Origin of the sequence: Pedobacter cryoconitis, from assembly GCF_003259615.1 — a bacterium.
In the GTDB taxonomy this organism is placed as follows: domain Bacteria; phylum Bacteroidota; class Bacteroidia; order Sphingobacteriales; family Sphingobacteriaceae; genus Pedobacter; species Pedobacter cryoconitis.
Map to the genome: position 1 here is coordinate 63,813 of NZ_QLLR01000018.1, position 19,871 is coordinate 83,683.

The following is a 19,871-nucleotide window of genomic DNA, read 5'->3' on the forward strand; positions in this document are numbered from 1 at the left end:
GTAATCAAGTCGAATTCAGGGAGAAAAAGGCATATGCCCAGGCAATTTGCAACTATAAAAGAGTCAATATTAAAATCAATTCAATGATAAATTTATTTTCCAAAAACAACATTAACCTCTTGAATTCAAATATTAAGTAATCAATTAAACGCACAAATATCAAATGAATTAACTAATAAATCACGTCTGATTAATTTTAAAACTTTAACCTTATTTAACATTAAAAGGGATACTTTTATCCTTAAAAAGGCTATATATTAGTCTTATACTTAATTGTTTATGAGATTATCTCTATTTATTGTTTTTTGCTTTTCCTCCATTTATACATTTGCACAGAGTTCGTGGGTATTGAAAGGGTCTGTAACCGACCAGGCCTCCGGTGCAAATTTACAGTACACGACAATCAGTGTATTGCGGGCTAAAGATTCTACACTCGTAAAATTCACAAGAGCCAATGAACAGGGTAATTTTAATATACCTGATCTTCAAAAGGGAAAGCTGTTCTTATTAATTACCTATCCGGGATATGCAGATTATGTAGAGCATTTTAGTTTGGACAGTACTAAAACTACAATAGATTTTGGCAGAATAAAATTAACATTAAAAGCAACCCTCCTTGCCGATGTCATCATTAAGGGCAAAGCAGTAGCTATAAAGATAAAAGGTGATACTACTGAATTTAACGCATCGGCTTACCAGATACAGCCAAACTCTAAGGTGGAAGACTTATTGAAACAGCTTCCCGGTATACAGGTTGATAAGGACGGAAAAATAACAGCCCAGGGACAAGCGGTAAATAAAGTATTAGTTGATGGGGAAGAATTTTTTGGAGACGACCCCACTCTGGTCACTAAAAATATCAGAGGTGATATGGTAGATAAGGTTCAATTATATGATAAAAAAAGTGACCAGGCAGCTTTTACAGGTATAGATGATGGTAAAAAAGAGAAAACTATCAATATTAAATTAAAAGAGGATAAAAAGAACGGGTATTTCGGAAAGCTGGATTTAGGCGGAGCAACAGATGAATTTTACCAGGCACAAGGAATGTTTAATGCCTTTAAAGGAAAAAAGAAATTTTCCGCTTATGGCACATTGGGAAATAATGGAAAACTGGGTTTAGGCTGGCAGGATAATGGTAAATATGGTTCAGGAAATGACATACAATTTCAGGATGGCGGGATAAACGTAACCTCCAATCAAAATGATGCACTTGATTCTTATGATGGAAAATATAATGGCGAAGGTATTCCGTTAGCCAGAACAGGAGGCTTGCATTATGATTCAAAATGGAACAATGATAAAGAATCAATTAATACAAATTACAAGATTGGCTCATTGAGTGTGGATGGAACAAAAAGTACTTTGAGCCAGAACAATCTCCCTACAGGAATTATCAATTCTAATTCTGATGAAAGTTTCAATAACTATCTTTTCAAACAGAAACTTGATGCTACCTACCAGATCAAACTCGACTCTACCTCAACCCTAAAAGTTTCTGCCGATGGTACAGCCAAAAACAGCAATACTCAAAATAATTATATTGGCAGTAGCTTTGCCAACGATCTATTATTAAATAAAAGTTCAAGAAAGCTATCAAATGATAGTCACGATAAAATATTTAATGCGAGTTTGTTCTGGACTAAAAAACTAAAAAAAACAGGACGTACATTGTCTTTAAATATGAATGAGTCCGTTCAGGAAAGTAAAAGCAATGGATTCTTAAAATCAGAAAATAATTTCTTTAACACTAAAGGTATTCAGGATAGCAGTCAGGTTATTGATCAGTTCAAAACCAATATTATTAAATCTTCTAAGTTTACCAGTAACCTGGCTTATACGGAACCTTTATCCAAATCACTATCTCTTATTGTTAATTATGGATTCGGAATCAGCAATAGCAGTGCAAATAGAAAATCATTTAATCAGTCACCTGATGGAAATTACGCATATTTAGATACTCTTTACAGTAACAATTACCAGCTGGATCAAATTTCTAACCTTGCTGGTGCTATCTTAAACTTCAAAAAAGATAAAACACTTATCAATTTCGGGACGAAAGCCGCCACGATTTCCTTTGATCAAAAAAATGTAATTAACAATACTTCTTATAAGCGGAATTTTATCAACTGGAATCCTCAGGTTAGTTATCAATATAAATTCAGCCAGCAAAAATCTTTTCGCATAGCTTATACTGGTAATACTTCACAACCGAATATAGATCAGATCCAGCCTGTACTTATCAATACAGATCCTTTGAACATCAGAATTGGAAATCCCGATTTAAAATCATCTTTTAATAACAGAATAGATATTAATTATAATTCTTATAAAGTACTGAGTGGTCAGAGTATTTACCTTGGCGGAGCCTACAATTTCACTTCGAATGCAATTATAAATAGTGTAGATACGGATCCTGCAGGAAAGAGCACCTACAAATCTATGAACCTTACTGACCATCAAACCAGTAATTACTATTTATACGTTGGTGCTTCTCAGAAACTGAAATTCCAGGATCTTTACGCTGGAATGAACTTAAATTCTAATGGAAATACCTATTACAGTTATGTAAACGGTTCGCTCAATAAAACTCAATCTAACACCTACTCCGGACAGTTATCAATATCAAAGTACCAGGAGAAAAAATTCGAAGGTCGTTTATCCTTCGGCCCTGCTTACACGACCAGCCAGTCTTCACTGCAAAAGTCAACCAATGATAATGGATGGGGCTTAAATGGACAAAGTTATTTCACCATTTATTTACCTGGTAAATTTGAAATAGGCTCTGACGCTAGTTATGAATACAGGGGTAAAACACAATCTTTCAATACAGATTTTAATCTTTTTCTCTTAAATGCAAGGATAAGCAGAAAATTCCTGAAATCTGAAAGCCTTAAATTTTCAATCTCCGCTAATGATTTGCTGAACCAGAATGTTGGTTTTAATAGAAATGCCAATGGAAACATGATCACACAAACCAGTTATACTACTATCAAAAGATATTTTATGGCTTCTATTGTTTGGGACTTTAATAAAATGGGCGGAGGAACCGCAAAAAAACAACTGACAGAAAAAACAAATAAATAGATGAAACAAAGCACGTTAATTATCCTGAGCTGTCTGTTATTCGGTTTAAGCAACATTTCGTTTGCTCAAAATGCCCGATTTATTACTGAAGGAGTTATAGAATTTGAAAGAAGCAACAATATGTATGCAATGATCCAGAAAAGGATCAATAAAAATAATGAAGGCTACATGGGGCAGTTTTTTGAGCAATTCAAAAAAACATCCCCACAGTTTAAGCTGACAAAAAGCACCTTATCTTTTTCGAATCAGACTACCTTATTTAAACCCGTAACAGATGATGCTCCTGCTGTCCCATTCTTTGGTGAAGATCCTGCTGTCAGTCAGATCAACACCACTTATACTGATCTCCATACACATCAGCAGATTACACAGAAAAAGGTGTTTGAAGAAACTTTCCTGGTTAAAGATAGTACCCGGACGATTAACTGGAAAATCACCAATGAAACCAGGGAAATTGCCGGGTTCAATTGCCGCAGAGCAAATGCGCTGATCATGGATTCTATTTACGTAGTTGCATTTTATACTGATCAGATCCCCATTTCAGGCGGTCCGGAATCATTTACGGGTTTACCGGGAATGATCTTAGGACTGGCACTACCTCATGAAAATGTTACATGGTTCGCTAAAACTGTAACAGACAGACCACTAGGCAACAGCAAGCTGATCCCTCCTATCAAAGGAAAAGCAACTGATAACAAGGGTCTGAAGCTTACACTGAGCAATGCGTTAAAGAATTGGGGTGAATATGCCCGGTCTATGTTTAAGTCATTTTTATTGTAGGTTTTAAAAAAGACCTTCCTGAGCAAATTTAAAATTATTAGATTTGCCAACAACCAAATTTAATAGAGACAAATGAGAGAAGTAGTTATTGTATCAGCATTAAGGACACCAATTGGAAGTTTCGGCGGTTCGCTGTCAGGTTTTACAGCTACCCAACTGGGAGGTTTTGCCATTAAAGCTGCTGTTGAAAAAGCGGGAATTAAACCTGAAGATGTACAGGAAGTATATATGGGTAATGTTTTATCTGCAAATGTAGGTCAGGCACCAGCTACTCAGGCAGCTAAATTTGCCGGTTTACCCGATGTCCCTGCGACCACGATTAATAAAGTTTGTGCTTCTGGTACTAAAGCAATCATGCTTGCAGCACAAAGCATTGCTTTAGGACAAAATGATATTGTTGTTGCTGGTGGAATGGAAAGCATGAGTAATGTTCCTTATTATCTTGATAAAGCCAGAACAGGTTACAGATTAGGACATGGACAATTAACCGATGGTTTGGTTAAGGATGGCCTATGGGATGTTTATAACGATTATCATATGGGCTCTGCTGCCGAATTATGTGCATCAACTTATAATATTAGCCGTGAGGCACAAGATAATTACGCTGTGAGTTCTTATAAAAGAGCACAGGCTTCTATCAATGATGGCAAATTCAATGCAGAAATCATTCCTGTTGAGATAGTTGACCGTAAAGGAAATGCAACAATCGTCGATAAAGATGAAGATATTTACTCAGTTAATTTTGATAAGTTACCAGGTTTGAAACCAGTATTCAAAAAAGACGGAACAATTACTGCAGCAAATGCTTCTGCATTAAATGACGGTGCAGCTGCATTGGTTTTAATGAGTGCAGACAAAGCAAAAGAACTTGGTTTAAAACCACTGGCACGTATTTTAAGTTATGCTGATGCGCAACAAGCACCAGAATGGTTCACCACTGCACCTTCGAAAGCTATTCCATTAGCTTTACAAAGAGCCGGAAAAAGTATTGCTGATGTAGATTTCTTTGAGATCAACGAAGCTTTTTCTGTAGTTTCATTAGCCAATAACCAGGAAATGGGGCTTGCTGAGTCTCAAGTTAATGTAAATGGCGGTGCAGTTGCAATGGGACATCCACTGGGTGCTTCAGGTGCACGTATAGTAGTGACTTTGCTTTCAGTCCTGAATCAGAACAATGGTAAAATCGGCGTTGCCGGAATTTGTAATGGTGGTGGTGGTGCAAGTGCATTGGTTATTGAAAATTTAAATTAATGTTTAAGGTTTTCAAACCCTTTTTTATAGTATTCCTGATGAGCTGTGCGGCCACAAATGTCTCCGCACAGCTCAGTTCGGGTACAGCTGAATTGAATAAGTACCAGGATTCTCTGGTGAAAATCACTAAAATCTTATTTACAGCGCCTAATAATATTGACCGTTTTGAACAGAATTCTAAATTCATCAAAACGTTGGTAGCAGCTTTGAAAACACCTTCATCTTTTGATTTTGCTTTCGATTCCCTGCAAACAATCTCTGTTGTAAAGTCACCGGACAATACTTTCCGGATTTTCTCCTGGTATGTTCCCACTGTGGAAGGTACGTACCGCTTTTTTGGCACTGTTCAAATGGCCACCAAAGACGGGAAACTAAAGCTTTACCCGCTGATTGATGACACAGACCATATTACTGATACGAATCAGATCACTACTAATAAACAATGGTACGGTGCAAGGTATTATGAAATTGTCCCGCTGATTGTAAGCGGACAAAATACTTCCTATGTACTTCTTGGCTGGAAAGGCAATACCAGCAAAACTTCTAAAAAGGTTATTGAGGTCCTTTCATTTGTAAATGATGAACTGAAATTTGGAAAGTCAATTTTCCAGGGCCCCAAGAATACACCATTGAAAAACAGAATTGTCTTTGAATACAACAAGTTGAATTCCATGACCTTAAGACTGGACAAGAATGAGCAAATGATTGTATTTGATCATCTTGCACCTTTTGATCCTAATATGGAAGGGAATTTTGAATACTATGCTTCCGATTCAAGTTTTGATGGTTATCGCCTGGCGGGCAATCAACTGAAATTGATGGAAAATATTGAATTAAAAAATGATCCCGATGCAAAGGATGATTTTTATATAGACCCTAAACCTAAAGAAACACCAACTGTAAAGAACTAGTTTTTAAGCAAAATACCGCCTCTATAGGGCTTAAATTTGTGATTACGGGGTCATGTCCTTATATTGCGCGATGCGTCACTTCGCTAACACACAACTAATTTTTGAAATTGATGAATGAAGCCATTAAAGTAAAGCATCCGAAAGGACTGACTTTTCTTTTCCTGTCTGAAATGTGGGAACGTTTTGGATATTACCTGATGATAGGGATCTTTACCCTATATTTAAAAGATGTTAAAGCCGGTTTTTCAATGACCGAAGCTGAATCTGCCGACCTGTATGGCACTTTTATAGCGCTTGTTTTTCTTACTCCATTTTTAGGCGGATTAATTGCCGATCGTTATTTAGGTTATGCAAAATCAATCATCCTTGGTGGACTGCTTATGGGTGTGGGATATTGCATGATGGCAATACATAGTTTACCAATCCTATATCTTTCCATGACACTGGTCATTATTGGAAATGGGTTTTTCAAACCAAATATATCTACCCTGCTGGGTAATATCTATTCTACACCTGAATATTCTGATAAAAAAGATGAAGGTTATAATATCTTTTATATGGGTATTAATATCGGTGCTTTTATCTGTAATTTCTTTGGGGCAGCATTGTACATTATGCTGGGCTGGGGTTATGCGTTTATTGCAGCAGGTATTGGAATGTTCATTGGGGTAGCTATTTTCATCTACGGAATGAAGCATTACAGAGCTTTTGATGTTAAAAAGGGGGTGAAAGAAGGCGACATGTCCTTCTTGAAAATTGTACTGGTAATTTTAGTTCCTTCTGTTATTGCAGGAGTAATAGGCTGGGTGCTTCCCACTAAATTAATGGGGCATGCACTGGTTGGTTCTGCTTCTACTGACGCATTTATCTTCGCTTGTGTACCCGTAATTTATTTTTACGGTTCTTTACTCGCTAAGGCTGATAAAGATGAAAAAAGACCTATTGCTGCATTACTGACAATATTTGCTGTTGTCATCTTGTTTTGGGCGGTATTCAAACAAAATGGTACTGCATTAACAACCTGGGCTGATCGTTATACCGACAGACATTTACAAAATCCAGTTGCTGAAAAGACATTCTCTAAACTTAATTTCTCACAAAACTTCACCTATTCGAAAGACTCTATACCTTTATATGACAACGCATTCCGCATTCAAAAGAAAGACGGAATTGTGTTAAAAGAATACAATTACCCAACTTATTTTAAAAATATCCCAGCAAACAAGCTTCCTGCAGAAGGTGGCAAAGTCGAGCTTTGGGCAACTAATCTAAGTCAATCGATAAATCCAGCGTGGGTAATTTTACTGACTCCATTAGTAGTCGCGTTCTTCACCTGGTTACGTAACAGAAACAGGGAACCGAGTACAGCTACAAAAATCGCATTCGGCTTATTCATTTCAGCGCTTTCAGTACTGGTGATGATCGGTGCTGTTTATTCTGGTGGTAATGGCGCTGAAAAAGTTTCAGTCTTATGGCTGGTAGCTGGATATGGTGTAATTACTATTGGAGAATTGTTTTTAAGCCCTATGGGGTTGTCCTTGGTTTCGAAGCTGAGTCCGGTAAGAATCACTTCCCTGATGATGGGCGGCTGGTTTCTGGCAACTTCTATTGGAAATAAATTATCAGGTGTACTGGCTACGCTTTGGGATACTTATGAAAATAAAGCCAATTTCTTTTGGGTAAACTTTAGTCTTCTTCTTTTCTCTGCTGTTATTGCTTTCTTTCTTTTGAAATGGCTGAATGGTATTATGGAGGAAAAAGGAATAAAATAGTTACGGGGAAAAACCAATAATTAGAATTAATTTGCGAACTTTTAAATTTAACTAAACTATAAAACAATATTTATGGATCAATCTGAAATCCTTAAGCCGGAGCAAGTAGACGCTGCTCAAAAAGGCCATCCAAAAGGATTATATGTACTGTTCGCTACCGAGATGTGGGAACGTTTCAATTACTACGGTATGCGGGCTATTTTGGTGCTTTTCATGACCAAAGCCTTATTATTTGACAAAGCATTTGCGTCAAATTTATATGGAAGTTATACAGGTCTTGTATACCTGACTCCATTAATTGGTGGTTTTATCGCCGACAGATACTGGGGAAACAGACGATCTATTGTAACCGGTGGTATACTGATGGCATTGGGAGAGCTGATTATGTTCGGCTGTGCCTCCCTTTATCATACGATGCCAGATATTTCAACCTTCTTGTTCTTTACAGGTTTAGGTTTCATGATTTCGGGTAATGGTTTCTTTAAACCAAACATATCTTCAATGGTAGGCCAGCTTTATCCTAAGAGTGATCGCCGTATTGATGCTGCTTACACGATTTTCTATATGGGGATCAATGTTGGTGGTGCTCTGGGCCCTTTTATCTGTGGATATTTTGGTGATACTGGTAATCCTGCCGACTTTAAGTGGGCGTTCCTTGCTGCTGCAATAGCAATGGGTATTGGGGTTGTAGTTTTTATCAATTTCAGAGATAAGTATGTTCGTGACCCAAATGGAGATCTTTTAGGTTTAAAACCTGCTAATCCTGGTGACAAAAAAGTTTCACCAGTTTTGGTTTATCTTGGTTTATTTGCTTTTTCTGCGTTATGCGTAGGCATGTTATACATTGATGCTAAAATTGTGAGTTATCTAAGCTACCTGCTGATTATTGCAGTAGTTGGTATTGCCATCATGATTTTCACGGATAAAACACTTTCGAAGATTGAAAAGAAAAAGATCTCAGTAATTTTCATAGTAGCTTTCTTTGTTTTGTTTTTCTGGAGTGCTTTCGAACAGGCAGGAGCTTCATTAACGTTTTTTGCTGAAGAGCAGACCCAAAGAAACCTGGGTTTCTTCACAGTTCCTTCTAGTTGGTTCCAATCTTTAAATTCAATTTTCGTAGTTGTATTTGCACCGGTATTTGCCTGGTTGTGGATTAAACTGGGTAGAAGAGAACCTTCTGCTCCTACTAAAATGGCATTGGGTTTAATGCTGCTTGCTCTTGGATACCTTGTCATTGCAACTGGTGTTAAAGATGTTGGTGCAGGAATAAAGGTGAGTATGATTTACCTGATTGGTATGTACGCTTTCCACACCTGGGGTGAGTTATGTCTTTCTCCTATTGGATTGTCATTGGTGAATAAGCTTTCTCCGCTAAAACTTTCTTCTCTTTTAATGGCGGTATGGTTCCTTGCAAATGCAGGTGCAAACGTATTGGCAGGAAAATTAAGTTCTAAGTATCCGGAAGAGGAAGCTAAAGTAGCAGAATATAAGGTTAGTCCTTTAGTATTGACAAATAGCGCGATTGACTGGCAACAGGTTGCGAATAACAAAAAGAATATACAGCAGTGGGATTTGAGTACGGTTAAAAAGAACTCTCATTCCCTTAGTCCTGATTCTTTAGTAGCACTTTCTATTACTGCTGTTCAACAGGCTGTGACTATTGATACGAATAAAATCAACAGAATTTCTCCTAGAAAATTAGATGAAACAGAAATTGCGAAATTAGCTGTTGCTGGTGAAAAGGAGGGTAAATTCTTATTAGGTACGAATGCGGCTCAAACTGAGGTTTATATTATCAAGGGTAGTGATAAGACTGCTTCTGTAGTAGAGGTTTATAATCTTAATCCTGAGAAACCTACTTTCCTTGGGTATACGATCAAAAATCTATATGATTTCTTTATGTTATTTGTAGTAATGGCGGGTATTGCTTCGGTGATCTTGTTTTTCATCACCAAGTGGTTACAGAAAACAATGAATGCGACTTCTTAATTAAGAAACAAGAGTAATAGAGGGCTGTAGTTTTTTAAATTACAGCCCTTTATTTTTTAACGGGTTTATTGTTAAGGGATGTTAAATCACTTGATAATTAGGTTAATTTCAATTTTAATCAATATTTTCGCAAATAATTTATTACCATTTATTCTACACACGTGTCAGACAGCTTAGTCATTATCCCCACCTATAACGAAAAAGAAAATATTGAGAAGATTATCCGTAAGGTTTTTAACCTGAGTTTTTCTTTTGAGGTTTTAATTATTGATGACGGATCACCTGATGGAACGGCTGATATTGTAAAGAGGTTACAGTTGGAGTTTCCGGGGTTACATATGGAGCAAAGAACTGGAAAATTGGGTTTAGGAACTGCTTATATCCATGGTTTTAAGTGGGCATTAGAGCATTCTTACAATTATATTTTTGAAATGGATGCCGATTTTTCTCATAATCCGGATGATTTATTTGCGTTACGTGAGGCTTGTGTAAAGGGTGCTGATGTGGCTATTGGTTCGCGTTATGTAAGGGGGGTTAATGTGGTAAACTGGCCGATGAGCAGGGTGTTGATGTCTTATTTTGCTTCAATGTATGTAAGATTGATTACCAGGATCAATATTCAGGATGCTACTGCTGGTTTTAAGTGTTATAAGCGGGTTGTTTTAGAAACTATTCCTTTTGATAAGATTAAGTTTGTAGGGTATGCGTTTCAGATTGAAATGAAGTTTACAGCGATAAAATATGGGTTTAATGTAGTTGAGGTACCGATCATATTTACGGATAGAACGGAAGGGACTTCTAAAATGAGTACGAGGATTTTTAGGGAGGCTTTTGTGGGGGTTATTCAAATGAAGATTACGAGTTGGTTCAGGAGTTATAAGAGATAACTCTAATAAAAATAGATTTCTAAAGGTTTTTCCTCCTGGAGAAATTGATTACATTTTGGCTATTTGTCGTTTTTATAGCTCCGCATCATTTCAGAGAAATTTTGCTTCTTATCCATAGCGATGACAATTTGTGTGAGCCGCTTAATACGGGTAGTTTCTGTTTTAGCGGTGTTTAGCCAGTTGATATAATAGTTCTGGTGGGATTTAGGAAGGTTAAGGAAGTTCTCTAAAAAATGTCTTTCTTCCAGCAGACAGAGTTCCAGGTCTTCTGGCATTTCTATTTTGAAGGTTTTATCTTCTTCAAGTTGCAGACAGAGTTTTGCACCTTCTTCTTTTTTTAATTGTTTACGTACGGTGGAATTCAGGGCAAGAATAAAGTCTCCCTCCCCCATTGGGATAAAGGACATACCGGTTACCGGCAGTTCATCGAGAAGTCCTTTCACACGAAAGCTTTTACGGCAGCCGGGTTTGATTTGATTGGCTATATCTTTTGGAATGGTCACGAATGTCCACCCGGTTTTCTCGCCCATTTTGGAGAAGCGTTCTATTTCTGCTTCAAAAGTTATCATTATTTAAAGATAGCATTTTAGGTTTAAAATTTCTCTTCTACACCGAGGCCAAATAGTGCGAAATCGTATTTTACAGGGTCTGAGGGATCAAATTTACGAAGTTCTGTGGTCAACTCAACAGCAGTTCTCCAATCGGTTTGTTTACGGGTAATCAGGTCAAGTCGGCGTGCAACACGGTCTACGTGTACGTCACAGGGACAAATCAGGTCGGCTGGAGAAATGGTTGTCCATACGCCAAAGTCTACTCCTGTCTGGTCCTTGCGTACCATCCAGCGCAAAAACATATTGAGTCTTTTGCAGGTGGATTTTTGAGTAGGTGAAGAAATGTGTTTAACGGTTCTTCGGGGTGAGTCAGGAAGGCTAAAGAAATAGGTACGAAAATGATTCAGGGCGTGTTCGGCAGTGAAACTTTCCACCTGACCAAAGTTTGCTGGCAGGAAGGCCGTTTCCAGGCTGTCTGAAAGCGTGTAATGATGTTTAAAGAATGAGACGAAGTAAAGAAGATCGGTATCGTTAAAAGTCCTGTGTTTGAAGTTTAGTAGACGACGCAAGTCTTCATCACCGTGATGCAGCATGAAATTGTAGGGGTCGTTATCCATCCGGTCAAAGAGGTCTGTGCATTTATTGATAATGGTTTTACGTTGTCCCCAGGCCAAAATTGACGCAAAAAAAGCAGCAATTTCAATGTCTTGTTTTTTAGAAAAACGATGTGGAATACAGATTGGGTCATTTGTGATGAAGTCAGGCCTGTTATATTGCGCAACTTTAATGTCAAGAAAGTCCTTTAGTTCTAAAAATTCCAATGGTTTTTTATTTATAAAAGCCAGTTTAAAAAATTTAAACTGGCTTTATATGTTTGTAATAATTTATGAATTGGTGCTAAAGAGCTTCCTGATTAACTCAGGGCTTGTGCTAAATCAGCTAAAAGGTCATCAATATCTTCTACTCCAACACTTAAGCGTAACAGGTTATCTGTTACCCCTACTTTTTCACGTTCTTCTTTAGGGATCGAGCCATGAGTCATTGACGTTGGGTGATTGATCAATGATTCAACTCCGCCTAATGATTCTGCCAGAGTGAATACTTTGAAAGAAGAAGCGACTCTGAATGTTTCTGCCAAATCGGCACCTTTAAGGGTGATAGAAACCATTCCTCCGAAACCACGCATCTGCTTTTTCGCAATATCATGGTTAGGATGGTCTTCAAAACCAGGCCAGTAGATTTTATCAATCTTAGGGTGGGTTTTAAGGAAACGGGCAACTTTCTCACCATTCTCGCAATGCGCTTTCATACGCAGGTGCAGAGTTTTAATACCTCTTAAAACAAGGAAAGCATCCTGTGGGCCTGGAGTTGCTCCACAAGCATTATAGATAAACCAAAGGTCTTTGTACAATTGCTCATCGTTCAATAATAGAGCACCCATCACTACATCAGAGTGACCGCCAATATATTTGGTCACCGAGTGCATCACAATATCAGCTCCCAGATCAATCGGGTTCTGTAAATACGGAGAAGCAAAAGTGTTATCTACGGTTAGGATCAGTCCTTTTTCTTTAGTGATTTTAGCTACGCCTTCAATGTCAATAATCTGCATTGTTGGGTTGGTAGGTGTTTCAATCCATACCAGCTTGGTTTTATCATTGATATATGGTAGCATATTTTCTGGTTTTGACAGATCCAGAAAATGAAATTTAATACCGTATTTCGCATATACTTTAGTAAAGATACGGTATGAGCCTCCGTAAAGGTCATTACCTGTAATGACCTCATCACCTGGTTGCAATAAACGCAAAACGGTATCTGTAGCACCCATCCCTGAAGAGAAAGCCATACCATATTTTGCATTTTCCAGTGCAGCAAGACAATTTTCCAATGCCTGACGGGTCGGGTTTGTTCCTCTCGAATATTCAAAGCCTTTGTGCTCACCCGGCGATTTTTGCCAGTAGGTAGAGGTTTGATAGATTGGAGTCATTACCGCTCCTGTTGTTGGGTCAGGTTCCTGACCTGCATGTATGGCTTTAGTTGCAAATTTCATGTTGCTATTTTTTAAATTTTTGATGCCCGGAGCTTAATAAGCACGGGCGAATAAAACACGTTGAACAGATGGTTTACCTGAATAGATACAAATTCCGTCTTCCAACTTATTATCTAACGGTATACATCTGATTGTAGCCTTTGTTTCTTCTTTTATTTTTTGCTCTGTTTCTGGCGTACCATCCCAATGTGCAGAAATAAATCCACCTTTGTTGTCTAAAAGGTCTTTTAATTCGTCGTATGTGTTTGCAACAGTAATATGCTCTTTTCTGTAATCGAAAGCTTTTTTATAGATATTCTCCTGAATCTCATCTAATAACTGAACGATATAAATATCCAGACCTTCCTGACTTACTGTTTTCTTTTCACCAGTATCTCTTCTGGCCAGTTCCACAGTACCATTTTCAAGATCTCTGCCACCAATAGCTAAACGTACCGGCACACCTTTCAATTCATATTCTGCGAATTTGAATCCAGGACGCTGAGAATCTCTGTTGTCATATTTCACAGATACACCCAGTTTTTTAAGTTTAGGAGTTAATTCGTTAACGTAAGCAGTAATATTATTAAAGTCATCGTCATTCTTGTAAATAGGGACAATAACAACTTGTATCGGAGCTAACATAGGTGGTAAAACCAGGCCTAAATCATCACTGTGTGCCATGATCAGTGCACCAATCATACGTGTAGAAACACCCCATGAGCTTGCCCATACGTGTTCAATTTTACCTTCTTTATTCGTGAATTTAACATCGAATGCTTTGGCAAAATTCTGACCTAAAAAGTGAGAAGTACCTGCTTGTAAAGCTTTTCCATCTTGCATCAGTGCCTCGATACAATAAGTATCCAATGCACCTGCAAAACGCTCGTTAGCCGTTTTCACCCCTTTAACAACTGGCAATGCCATCCATTTTTCTGCAAAATCAGCATACACATCAAGCATTTGCTTTGTTTCTGCTACCGCTTCCTCAGAGGTTGCATGAGCAGTATGACCTTCCTGCCATAAAAATTCTGTAGTACGCAGGAAAAGACGCGTACGCATTTCCCATCTGACTACATTTGCCCATTGGTTAATTAGCAAAGGTAAATCACGATAAGACTGTACCCATCCTCTGAAAGTATTCCATATAATGGTTTCTGAAGTTGGTCTTACGATCAATTCTTCTTCTAATTTCGCTTCCGGATCAACAATAATATTGCCTTCTCCATCATTTTTAAGACGGTAATGTGTCACAACTGCACATTCTGTCGCAAAACCTTCTACGTGCGCTGCTTCCTTAGAAAAAAATGACTTAGGAATGAATAAAGGAAAATAGGCATTACTGTGCCCTGTGTCTTTAAATTTCTGGTCTAAAACAGCCTGCATTTTCTCCCAAATGGAATAGCCATAGGGCTTTATAACCATACATCCTTTTACAGCGGAATGTTCTGCCAGATCGGCTTTCATAACAATGTCGTTATACCACTGGGAATAATCCTCGTTTTTACTTGTAATACCTTTGCTCATAACTGTTTGGAACGTTTATTGTGTTAAATAACTTGCATGCTAGGCTACAAATTTATAAATTTATGCCTACAAAAAAACTGTTTACACACACAAAGAACTCACATATTATGAAACCTAACCATTTATTTTACAGCATGCTGGTCGTTACGGCTCTCGCCGTGTCCTCCTGCTCTGCTCCCCAAATGGCCCAGCAAACTCGTCATAATGACGATGTTTATGGCTCAACAGCCAAAGCGGTAGAGTATACCGCACCTGAGCGCACATATTCCTCGCAATCAGTAAATGACGGCTATAACGACGGAAATAACGATAATGATGATTATTATGGCAGCAGCGATTTATATGCTGACATGGATTACTCATCCCGTATCAATAGATTTTATTACGGCAGCCCTTACAGAAGCTATTATGATCCTTTTTATTATGATGGATTTTATGGCGGCGGTTACTCTCCTTATTACTCAGGATTAGGCTTTGGAATGGGATTTGGTGGCGGCTTTTATTCTCCTTTCTATTCTCCCTGGGGATGGGGCGGCGGTTATGGCGGACTATGGGGCGGAGGCTTCTATGGTGGTGGCTATTATGGCGGCGGTTATTATGGTGGCGGCTGGGGCGGCGGTTACAGATCTAACAGCATCTACAGACCAGCATACAACAGAGATAGCAGAAGTGGAAATTCTAATTATTCAGGAAGAGGAAACAGCTATGGCGGAAGAGGCAATTATAATGGCTCTGGCGTAAGCAGATCAAATCCGGATGGAAACAGAAACTATGGAAACAGAGCTGACGGTTATGGAAATAGCAGGAACACAAGCTATGGCAGAAGCGGTAACAGAAGTCAGGGTAATTCTTCCAGATCATCTTATGGACAGTCTACAACAAGACCTGACAGATCATCACAAAACTATGCTCCTCAACAACAAAGAGGTAATAGTGAAAGATCTTCTTATAGTCCTGGTCCAAGCAGATCATCAGGCGGTAGCTATGGCGGCGGCGGTGGTGGCGGTGGCAGATCATCAGGTGGCGGCGGCGGCGGACGCAGTGGTAGAAACTAAACTTATATGTATTTAATATCTAAATGAAAAAATTCATACAAATCCTGGCAGTGGCTATAGTAGGCACTACAGGTAATATTTATGCCCAGAGCATCTATGCAAATGACGCTTTGAGGTTTTCACGAACTGACTACGGAAGTTCAGCACGTTTCAAAGGTTTAGGAAATGCGCAAACAAGTTTAGGCGGAGACATCAGTTCTATTGGTGGTAACCCGGCTGGTTTAGGAATGTTTACCCGGTCAGAGTTTAGTATAACACCAGAATTCAATATTATACAGGCGAATTCTAACTATCTGGGTCAAAATACAAATACCAGTAAGGACAAGTTTAATTTAAACCAGGCTGCAGCTGTATGGTACAACCCGGTTGTCAGACCAAAAGGCAGTAACTTAAATAAAGGTGTAGTTAGTTTAGTATTTGGTATAGGTTATAACAGAAACAATGATTTTAGTATTGAGAATAACTACTCAGGAAAAAACATGCAAAGTTCTATTGCTACAGACTGGGCTCAGCGCGCAAGAGGATATACTCCAGGAGGCCTGAACCAGGGGAGTATTGAAGGAGCAGCTTTTGACAATTTCTTAATTGATAAAGTCCCTAATACTACTGATCAGTACGTGCCTGCTACCTCAGCTAACAACAATACGCAAAGCCAGAGTGAAGTTCGTCGTGGTTCAACATCTGAACTGAATTTCTCAGGAGCGATGAATATCTCTAACAATCTTTACCTGGGTGCAAGTATCGGCTTTGTAAATGTACGTTATGAAACAAGTTCAGCTTATAGTGAAACAGGAACTATTGTTTCAAACCCTTCAGATGCAACTGATAAATTTAATCAGCCAAATCCATATGTAGGAACGACCTATAACCTGCTTAACATGGTAAACAGCAATACAAGCGGAGCAGGTATCACAGGAAGATTAGGTTTAATCTATAAACCTGTTGAAGCTGTAAGATTAGGCGCAACTTTCCAGGCACCAACATGGATGCACATGGAAGTAAATACAAGCGAAACACTTGATACACGTTTTTCTGGTGGCACTCAATTGCCTCCTGGTGATTACATGAATACGAACTTCAATTATAATGTAAGAACTCCATACAAAGGTTCATTAGGAGCAAGTGTTATTCTTGGTAAAAATGCCTTGTTAACTGCTGACGTTGATTATGTAGATTACAAGTCTACAAAAATTTCAGAAAGCGATGGTTACCCTGCTGTGATCAACAGTAATAATAATTATATCCAAAATAGCTATACCAGTGCCGTTAACTTCAGAGTTGGTGGAGAATATAAAATTGATCTTTTCAGCTTAAGAGCTGGTTATGGATACAGTGGCACACCTTATAAAGAAGATCCAGGTAATTTATCTGCTATCAAATCTTATTCTGGTGGTATCGGTTACCGTATTAATCAGTATTATATAGATTTAGCTTATCAGCGTATAGAAACTAATAACTTCTTCAATCCATATTATCTGGATAATGGTTCGGAGCCAATAGCATCTACTAAAGTGGCAAGAAATAATATCTTCATGACCGTTGGTGTAAGATTCTAAATATAAGAGTATAAAAAAACCCTTGCTGAAATTCAGCAAGGGTTTTTTTATACAATAGGAAATCAGATTTTAAACCTGTTTATCTTTTTTTCTACCTCCGGGTCTTTAATAAGTTCCGGTGCATGATGCGGCTTTTTCCTTGCATCAATAATTAAAGGCCCCGTACATCCCCAATGCTTGTTTGTTGTAAACTCTCCTATCCCATAAATATCTACCGCAGGATTACTTCTGGTAAAAGTTACCCAGACAAAGTTATTTATAGTCTCAGCTGCAAATGCAGCATCATCACACAATACAATTAAAGCAAGTCCTTCTAACTGTATGTCCTTTAACTGAATATTCAGTGTTGCTACTGAAATAGCAGCCTCCTGCGGCGTAGTATAAGATTCAGCCGTAACCGCAAGTATACCTGGCATTACAAAATGATAAGTACCAAATGATTCTGGTAATGTAAAACCAGCAGGCAGTACTTCAGACAATGTTCTTTTGACACCCCCCGCAGCAGCCAATACAACTTTAGAACCACTATTCAAACCTTCACCACTATAATCCAGGGTATCAATTGTTGTCTCGGTATGGAAATGAAGATCTCTCTTTAAATCTATACGTGATAATATATGTGTTAAGAAAACTTCAATATCATGAGTATTCAATGCCTCATTATCTTCCCGCGCTGCTATAAACACATACTTAGCTAAACTCAACTGGTTTTTACCTAAAATATGGTTTGCAATAGTCAGTATTTCCTGCGGTCTGCGCTCGTTTAAAAACGGAGTATATCTTTCACTGCCAATCGCAAATAATAAGGGATGTACTCCGGCTGCATCTACTGCGTTAACTTCTTTTAATCCGTGTATTTCTTGTGGCAGAGCTGATCCGGCAATTTCATGGATCAGTGCACCAAAGCTCGTATCTTCCTGAGGCGGACGGCCGACCACTGTAAAGGACCAGATCGCATCTTCCTTATGATATACATTATGTACTTTCATCAAAGGAAAAGGATGAGTCAGACTATAATAGCCTAAATGATCACCAAACGGACCTTCTGGCTTATTATCTTGTGGATATACTGTTCCGGTGATGATAAAATCAGCATCTGCTGATAAGCAAAACCCTTCTTCATCATAGAAATAACGGAAACGGCGGTTACCTAATGCGCCTGCAAAAGTCATTTCTGACAAACCTTCAGGTAATGGCATTACTGCTGCAAGCGGATGCGATGGAGGCCCGCCTATGAAAATACTCACTTTCAGTGGTACTCCTTTTGCATTCGCTTTAGATTGATGTACCCCTATTCCTCTATGGATCTGATAATGTAATCCAATTTCTTTATCTTTTATATAATCATTTCCAGCAAGCTGAATCCGGTACATCCCCAGATTAGCATTAAATATCCCGGGCTTATTGACATCCTCTGTGTATACCTGTGGCATGGTGACGAAAGGCCCGCCATCCATTGGCCAGTTTACAATTTGTGGCAACTGACTAATTGTTGTCTTTTTAAAGGCAGTTTTAAATAAACGCTGTTGTAATGGCAAAGCCGAAAAAGCAGTAAGACCAGCACCAGCAAATTTAAAAGGATTCTTGAGCGCCTTTATAGGATCAGAACGCAAATCTACCAGCTGACTTACACGGGGTAAGCTGTCCCGAAACATAAACTTCGATCTTTCTAAAGTTCCGAATAAATTAGAGACTGCCGGAAAAGGGCTTCCCTTAATATTCTCAAAAAATAATGCAGGGCCCTTTTGCTCATACACTCTTAAATGTATAGCTGCCATTTCCAGATAAGGATCTACCTCTTCTTTGATACGGAGTAAATGACCATGTTTTTCTAAATCAGCCACACATTCGGCTAAGCTTTTATATCCCATCTGCATCAAAGGTATTAAGATTTCTTGTTTGTAAAGGTCATTAAAACAGAAAAACCATGCCTGAGCATGGTTTTTCATTATTAAACGAAGAGCATATGCCCTATTATTTTTTACCGGCAAATGAACGTAACATCCAGGTATTTTTCTCTTTAAACTGCATGAAACGGTTCACCATATCATTGGTACCGTCATCACCTGCTGCTGAGGTCGCATCCAGCAACTCACGTTCTAATTGAATTAAATGTGCCATATCTTCTAATACAGCATCAACCATCGCTAAATCTTGTAGACCTATTGTATTGATTTCTTTAATTCCCGATTCTTTAATATAATCTTCAAAACGACTATGTGGTGGTTTTCCCAAAGTTAAAACACGTTCGGCTATTTCATCAATAGTCAATTGTGCATTCGTATATAATTCTTCAAATTTAAGGTGCAATGTAAAAAAATTCTGTCCCTTAATATTCCAGTGACATCCTCTTAGCTTTTGATAATGAATATGATAGTTTGCAAGATAATCATTCAGTAAATCTACGACTGGCTTAACTTGTTTTTCACTCAAACTAATTTCTTTTGCGTCCATAATGTATTTTTATTTAATT

General features: G+C 38.2%; 15 protein-coding genes. 9 read left to right on the forward strand and 6 right to left on the reverse strand.

The genetic code is table 11. The features are described from left to right. Positions 1-279 precede the first annotated feature (279 nt). The 7 genes from LY11_RS16595 to LY11_RS16625 all read left to right on the forward strand — a co-directional run bounded on the left by LY11_RS16595 (position 280) and on the right by LY11_RS16625 (position 10,677). Positions 280-3,087, forward strand: coding sequence for a TonB-dependent receptor (locus LY11_RS16595; protein WP_111634771.1), 2,808 nt, complete (start codon positions 280-282; stop codon positions 3,085-3,087). Continuing rightward, positions 3,088-3,867: a GLPGLI family protein gene (locus LY11_RS16600; protein ID WP_111634772.1), complete on the forward strand. Its 780-nt coding sequence runs from the start codon at positions 3,088-3,090 to the stop codon at positions 3,865-3,867. Between the two features lie 72 nt (positions 3,868-3,939). Continuing rightward, positions 3,940-5,118: an acetyl-CoA C-acyltransferase gene (locus tag LY11_RS16605; protein ID WP_111634773.1), complete on the forward strand. Its 1,179-nt coding sequence runs from the start codon at positions 3,940-3,942 to the stop codon at positions 5,116-5,118. After that, entirely contained in the window at positions 5,118-6,029 is a 912-nt protein-coding gene (locus LY11_RS16610) for a hypothetical protein (protein WP_111634774.1), read from the forward strand. The genes LY11_RS16605 and LY11_RS16610 overlap by 1 nt, the downstream gene beginning before the upstream one ends. Positions 6,030-6,139: 110 nt before the next feature. Then, positions 6,140-7,801 (forward strand): peptide MFS transporter, encoded by a 1,662-nt coding sequence (locus LY11_RS16615; RefSeq protein ID WP_111634775.1) that lies wholly within the window; start codon positions 6,140-6,142, stop codon positions 7,799-7,801. Between the two features lie 72 nt (positions 7,802-7,873). Further along, the gene (locus LY11_RS16620) at positions 7,874-9,790 is read left to right on the forward strand and encodes a peptide MFS transporter (RefSeq protein WP_211321583.1); all 1,917 of its coding nucleotides are present in this window, start codon (positions 7,874-7,876) and stop codon (positions 9,788-9,790) included. Positions 9,791-9,951: 161 nt separating this feature from the next. After that, positions 9,952-10,677, forward strand: coding sequence for a polyprenol monophosphomannose synthase (locus LY11_RS16625; protein WP_111634776.1), 726 nt, complete (start codon positions 9,952-9,954; stop codon positions 10,675-10,677). Between the two features lie 59 nt (positions 10,678-10,736). Here LY11_RS16625 and LY11_RS16630 read toward each other — a convergent pair whose 3' ends face one another. From LY11_RS16630 to proS, 4 genes are all read right to left on the reverse strand, one after another. After that, positions 10,737-11,246, reverse strand: a complete 510-nt coding sequence (locus LY11_RS16630; RefSeq protein ID WP_111634777.1) for a DUF1905 domain-containing protein — start codon at positions 11,244-11,246, stop codon at positions 10,737-10,739. A gap of 23 nt (positions 11,247-11,269) precedes the next feature. Beyond that, complete coding sequence (locus tag LY11_RS16635; RefSeq protein WP_111634778.1) at positions 11,270-12,049, reverse strand: TIGR02757 family protein; 780 nt, start codon at positions 12,047-12,049, stop codon at positions 11,270-11,272. Positions 12,050-12,141: 92 nt separating this feature from the next. Next, entirely contained in the window at positions 12,142-13,281 is a 1,140-nt protein-coding gene (locus tag LY11_RS16640; protein WP_111634779.1) for a cystathionine gamma-synthase, read from the reverse strand. 33 nt (positions 13,282-13,314) lie between these two features. Continuing rightward, positions 13,315-14,787 (reverse strand): proline--tRNA ligase, encoded by a 1,473-nt coding sequence (gene proS / locus LY11_RS16645; RefSeq protein WP_111634780.1) that lies wholly within the window; start codon positions 14,785-14,787, stop codon positions 13,315-13,317. Between the two features lie 107 nt (positions 14,788-14,894). Here proS and LY11_RS16650 point away from each other — a divergent pair, with 107 nt between their 5' ends. Beyond that, positions 14,895-15,842 (forward strand): hypothetical protein, encoded by a 948-nt coding sequence (locus tag LY11_RS16650; RefSeq protein ID WP_111634781.1) that lies wholly within the window; start codon positions 14,895-14,897, stop codon positions 15,840-15,842. A 23-nt stretch (positions 15,843-15,865) separates the two neighbouring features. Beyond that, positions 15,866-17,398: an OmpP1/FadL family transporter gene (locus tag LY11_RS16655; protein ID WP_111634782.1), complete on the forward strand. Its 1,533-nt coding sequence runs from the start codon at positions 15,866-15,868 to the stop codon at positions 17,396-17,398. 62 nt (positions 17,399-17,460) lie between these two features. Here LY11_RS16655 and LY11_RS16660 read toward each other — a convergent pair whose 3' ends face one another. Both LY11_RS16660 and LY11_RS16665 read right to left on the reverse strand, forming a co-directional pair. Then, positions 17,461-19,269, reverse strand: a complete 1,809-nt coding sequence (locus LY11_RS16660; RefSeq protein WP_111634816.1) for a UbiD family decarboxylase — start codon at positions 19,267-19,269, stop codon at positions 17,461-17,463. 103 nt (positions 19,270-19,372) lie between these two features. Beyond that, positions 19,373-19,852 carry a Dps family protein gene (locus LY11_RS16665; RefSeq protein WP_111634783.1) on the reverse strand — a complete coding sequence of 160 codons (480 nt, stop codon included), beginning with the start codon at positions 19,850-19,852 and terminating at the stop codon, positions 19,373-19,375. Positions 19,853-19,871 lie beyond the last annotated feature (19 nt).